The sequence below is a fragment of the Halorubrum sp. Atlit-8R genome, assembly GCF_003666025.1.
GTDB classification, from domain to species: Archaea; Halobacteriota; Halobacteria; order Halobacteriales; family Haloferacaceae; genus Halorubrum; species Halorubrum salinarum.
In genome coordinates this window covers 1-455 of record NZ_QPLV01000062.1, presented here as the reverse complement: position 1 = coordinate 455, position 455 = coordinate 1, and the positions used below count along the sequence as shown (strand labels likewise).

1 pseudogene is annotated in these 455 nt (G+C 27.5%); it reads right to left on the bottom strand.

The window, feature by feature from the left end:
* Nucleotides 1–126: 126 nt before the first annotated feature.
* Nucleotides 127–304 (bottom strand): annotated as a pseudogene (locus DVK05_RS16580) (transposase); the annotation flags it as partial.
* Between the last annotated feature and the right edge of the window lie 151 nt (nt 305–455).

The following is a 455-nucleotide window of genomic DNA, read 5'->3' as shown; positions in this document are numbered from 1 at the left end:
AGCAATTGCTGAAGTTGCAAATAAAAATTGAAAATTGCATATGTATAAATGAATATGATTCTGGGACATAAATTTCTTAAGAAATGTAAAAAAACTGATTTGTATCAAATAATTAATAGAAATCAGCCTTAAATGTATTTGATAATATACAGCTCGTTGAGTTGCTATTTCCCTTATAGTTAAGTAACATTAATACAAAATCTAGCTCTCGTTTAACTTTATTTATCCCTCGAACTGACATTCTAGTGAAGCCCAAAATAGCATTCATAAATCCAAAAACAGACTCTACAGCAATTTTTCTTTGAACTTTTTAATTTCAGTTCTTTTCTTACGCGTCTGTTTTCTATTTTTAGTACAATCTTCGTTTTCAATAGAATGATTTAAATATTCGATTTCTTTTTCTAGGCGAAGGACAACGAATAAGTTTTCAAAATCAAAAAATTGTGAAGCATTAT